Genomic DNA, 4,934 nt, shown 5'->3' with positions numbered 1-4,934 from the left:
GCTAAGCGACTTCCATATCTCACAGGGGGCAACCCCCAACTACTTCCGGCGTTCTAGGGCTTAACTACTGTGTTCGGCATGGGTACAGGTGTATCTCCTAGGCTATCGTCACTTAACTCTGAGTAATACCTACTCAAAATTGAATATCTATCAAATCTCAAGAAAACCTCACACTTCGTATTCTCAGTTACTTTGGATAAGTCCTCGAGCTATTAGTATTAGTCCGCTACATGTGTCGCCACACTTCCACTTCTAACCTATCTACCTGATCATCTCTCAGGGCTCTTACTGATATAAAATCATGGGAAATCTCATCTTGAGGTGGGTTTCACACTTAGATGCTTTCAGCGTTTATCCCTTCCCTACATAGCTACCCAGCGATGCCTTTGGCAAGACAACTGGTACACCAGCGGTAAGTCCACTCTGGTCCTCTCGTACTAGGAGCAGATCCTCTCAAATTTCCTACGCCCGCGACGGATAGGGACCGAACTGTCTCACGACGTTCTGAACCCAGCTCGCGTGCCGCTTTAATGGGCGAACAGCCCAACCCTTGGGACCGACTACAGCCCCAGGATGCGACGAGCCGACATCGAGGTGCCAAACCTCCCCGTCGATGTGAACTCTTGGGGGAGATAAGCCTGTTATCCCCAGGGTAGCTTTTATCCGTTGAGCGATGGCCCTTCCATACGGAACCACCGGATCACTAAGCCCGACTTTCGTCCCTGCTCGAGTTGTAGCTCTCGCAGTCAAGCTCCCTTATACCTTTACACTCTGCGAATGATTTCCAACCATTCTGAGGGAACCTTTGGGCGCCTCCGTTACCTTTTAGGAGGCGACCGCCCCAGTCAAACTGCCCGTCAGACACTGTCTCCGATAGGGATAACCTATCCGGGTTAGAGTGGCCATAACACAAGGGTAGTATCCCAACAACGTCTCCTTCGAAACTGGCGTCCCGATCTCATAGACTCCTACCTATCCTGTACATGTGGTACAGACACTCAATATCAAACTGCAGTAAAGCTCCATGGGGTCTTTCCGTCCTGTCGCGGGTAACCTGCATCTTCACAGGTACTAAAATTTCACCGAGTCTCTCGTTGAGACAGTGCCCAAATCATTACGCCTTTCGTGCGGGTCGGAACTTACCCGACAAGGAATTTCGCTACCTTAGGACCGTTATAGTTACGGCCGCCGTTTACTGGGGCTTCAATTCATACCTTCGCTTACGCTAAGCACTCCTCTTAACCTTCCAGCACCGGGCAGGCGTCACCCCCTATACATCATCTTACGATTTAGCAGAGAGCTGTGTTTTTGATAAACAGTTGCTTGGGCCTATTCACTGCGGCTGACGTAAAGTCAGCACCCCTTCTCCCGAAGTTACGGGGTCATTTTGCCGAGTTCCTTAACGAGAGTTCTCTCGCTCACCTGAGGCTACTCGCCTCGACTACCTGTGTCGGTTTGCGGTACGGGTAGAGTATGTTTAAACGCTAGAAGCTTTTCTTGGCAGTGTGACGTCACTAACTTCGCTACTAAACTTCGCTCCCCATCACAGCTCAATGTTATAGATATAAGCATTTGACTCATATCACACCTCACTGCTTAGACAGACACTTCCATTCGTCTGCTTTAGTTAGCCTACTGCGTCCCTCCATCACTACATACTCTAGTACAGGAATATCAACCTGTTGTCCATCGGATACACCTTTCGGTCTCTCCTTAGGTCCCGACTAACCCAGGGCGGACGAGCCTTCCCCTGGAAACCTTAGTCTTACGGTGGACAGGATTCTCACCTGTCTTTCGCTACTCATACCGGCATTCTCACTTCTATGCGTTCCAGCACTCCTCACGGTATACCTTCTTCACACATAGAACGCTCTCCTACCATACCTATAAAGGTATCCACAGCTTCGGTAAATTGTTTTAGCCCCGGTACATTTTCGGCGCAGGGTCACTCGACTAGTGAGCTATTACGCACTCTTTGAATGAATAGCTGCTTCTAAGCTAACATCCTAGTTGTCTGTGCAACCCCACATCCTTTTCCACTTAACAATTATTTTGGGACCTTAGCTGGTGGTCTGGGCTGTTTCCCTTTCGACTACGGATCTTAGCACTCGCAGTCTGACTGCCGACCATAATTCATTGGCATTCGGAGTTTATCTGAGATTGGTAATCCGGGATGGACCCCTCACCCAAACAGTGCTCTACCTCCAAGAATCTTTATGTCGACGCTAGCCCTAAAGCTATTTCGGAGAGAACCAGCTATCTCCAAGTTCGTTTGGAATTTCTCCGCTACCCACAAGTCATCCAAGCACTTTTCAACGTGCCCTGGTTCGGTCCTCCAGTGCGTCTTACCGCACCTTCAACCTGCTCATGGGTAGGTCACATGGTTTCGGGTCTACGACATGATACTAATGCGCCCTATTCAGACTCGGTTTCCCTGCGGCTCCGTCTCTTCAACTTAACCTCGCATCATATCGTAACTCGCCGGTTCATTCTACAAAAGGCACGCTCTCACCCATTAACGGGCTCGAACTTGTTGTAGGCACACGGTTTCAGGTTCTATTTCACTCCCCTCCCGGGGTGCTTTTCACCTTTCCCTCACGGTACTGGTTCACTATCGGTCACTAGGGAGTATTTAGGGTTGGGAGATGGTCCTCCCAGATTCCGACGGGATTTCTCGTGTCCCGCCGTACTCAGGATACTGCTAGGTACAAAGACTATTTTAAATACGAGGCTATTACTCTCTTTGGCTGATCTTCCCAAATCATTCTTCTATAATCTTTGAGTCCACATTGCAGTCCTACAACCCCGAAGAGTAAACTCTTCGGTTTGCCCTCCTGCCGTTTCGCTCGCCGCTACTAAGGCAATCGCTTTTGCTTTCTCTTCCTGCAGCTACTTAGATGTTTCAGTTCACTGCGTCTTCCTCCTCACATCCTTAACAGATGCGGGTAACAGGTAGTACCTGTTGGGTTCCCCCATTCGGAAATCCCTGGATCATCGCTTACTTACAGCTACCCAAGGCATATCGTCGTTTGTCACGTCCTTCTTCGGCTCCTAGTGCCAAGGCATCCACCGTGCGCCCTTATTAACTTAACCTTATTTTCTGACCTTTCAGTCATAAACTCTTTTAATACTACAGCGTTTCGGTTTATTTTCTTGTTACTATTTGATATAGATATTCAATTTTCAATGTGCATTACTTGGTGATCTCTCACCAATGGAGCCTAGCGGGATCGAACCGCTGACCTCCTGCGTGCAAAGCAGGCGCTCTCCCAGCTGAGCTAAGGCCCCACAAGACCTCTCAAGACTAAACAAGACCAATGTGCAGTTCCTTATCCTTAGAAAGGAGGTGATCCAGCCGCACCTTCCGATACGGCTACCTTGTTACGACTTCACCCCAATCATCTATCCCACCTTAGGCGGCTGGCTCCTAAAAGGTTACCTCACCGACTTCGGGTGTTACAAACTCTCGTGGTGTGACGGGCGGTGTGTACAAGGCCCGGGAACGTATTCACCGCGGCGTGCTGATCCGCGATTACTAGCGATTCCGACTTCATGTAGGCGAGTTGCAGCCTACAATCCGAACTGAGACTGGCTTTAAGAGATTAGCTTGCCGTCACCGGCTTGCGACTCGTTGTACCAGCCATTGTAGCACGTGTGTAGCCCAGGTCATAAGGGGCATGATGATTTGACGTCATCCCCACCTTCCTCCGGTTTATTACCGGCAGTCTCGCTAGAGTGCCCAACTGAATGATGGCAACTAACAATAGGGGTTGCGCTCGTTGCGGGACTTAACCCAACATCTCACGACACGAGCTGACGACAACCATGCACCACCTGTCACCTCTGTCCCGAAGGAAAACTCTATCTCTAGAGCGGTCAGAGGGATGTCAAGACCTGGTAAGGTTCTTCGCGTTGCTTCGAATTAAACCACATGCTCCACCGCTTGTGCGGGCCCCCGTCAATTCCTTTGAGTTTCAACCTTGCGGTCGTACTCCCCAGGCGGAGTGCTTAATGCGTTAGCTGCGGCACTAAACCCCGGAAAGGGTCTAACACCTAGCACTCATCGTTTACGGCGTGGACTACCAGGGTATCTAATCCTGTTTGCTCCCCACGCTTTCGAGCCTCAGCGTCAGTTACAAGCCAGAGAGCCGCTTTCGCCACCGGTGTTCCTCCATATATCTACGCATTTCACCGCTACACATGGAATTCCACTCTCCCCTCTTGCACTCAAGTTAAACAGTTTCCAAAGCGTACTATGGTTAAGCCACAGCCTTTAACTTCAGACTTATCTAACCGCCTGCGCTCGCTTTACGCCCAATAAATCCGGACAACGCTCGGGACCTACGTATTACCGCGGCTGCTGGCACGTAGTTAGCCGTCCCTTTCTGGTAAGATACCGTCACAGTGTGAACTTTCCACTCTCACACTCGTTCTTCTCTTACAACAGAGCTTTACGATCCGAAAACCTTCTTCACTCACGCGGCGTTGCTCGGTCAGACTTCCGTCCATTGCCGAAGATTCCCTACTGCTGCCTCCCGTAGGAGTCTGGGCCGTGTCTCAGTCCCAGTGTGGCCGATCACCCTCTCAGGTCGGCTATGTATCGTTGCCTTGGTGAGCCGTTACCTCACCAACTAGCTAATACAACGCAGGTCCATCTGGTAGTGATGCAATTGCACCTTTTAAGCAAATGTCATGCAACATCTACTCTTATGCGGTATTAGCTATCGTTTCCAATAGTTATCCCCCGCTACCAGGCAGGTTACCTACGCGTTACTCACCCGTTCGCAACTCATCCAGAGAAGCAAGCTCCTCCTTCAGCGTTCTACTTGCATGTATTAGGCACGCCGCCAGCGTTCGTCCTGAGCCAGGATCAAACTCTCATTAAAAGTTTGAGTTCTCACTCATTTCTGTCACTGACAGATTTATTGTTTTTT

General features: G+C 50.0%; 1 tRNA gene and 3 rRNA genes. All 4 read right to left on the bottom strand.

The features are described from left to right. Positions 1 to 116: ribosomal RNA gene (rrf, locus tag B7720_RS00020) — 5S ribosomal RNA — on the bottom strand. Between the two features lie 76 nt (positions 117 to 192). Beyond that, positions 193 to 3,093: ribosomal RNA gene (locus B7720_RS00015) — 23S ribosomal RNA — on the bottom strand. A gap of 122 nt (positions 3,094 to 3,215) precedes the next feature. Continuing rightward, a tRNA-Ala gene (locus B7720_RS00010) sits at positions 3,216 to 3,288 on the bottom strand. Between the two features lie 51 nt (positions 3,289 to 3,339). Then, positions 3,340 to 4,886, bottom strand: a 16S ribosomal RNA gene (locus B7720_RS00005). The 16S, 23S and 5S rRNA genes sit together here with 1 tRNA gene alongside, the layout of an rRNA operon. Positions 4,887 to 4,934: the final 48 nt, after the last annotated feature.

It is taken from the genome of Streptococcus oralis subsp. oralis (assembly GCF_002096455.1).
GTDB lineage: Bacteria > Bacillota > Bacilli > Lactobacillales > Streptococcaceae > Streptococcus > Streptococcus oralis_CY.
The sequence above is the reverse complement of the archived record's forward strand: the minus strand, read 5'-3'. Positions and strand labels throughout refer to the sequence as shown.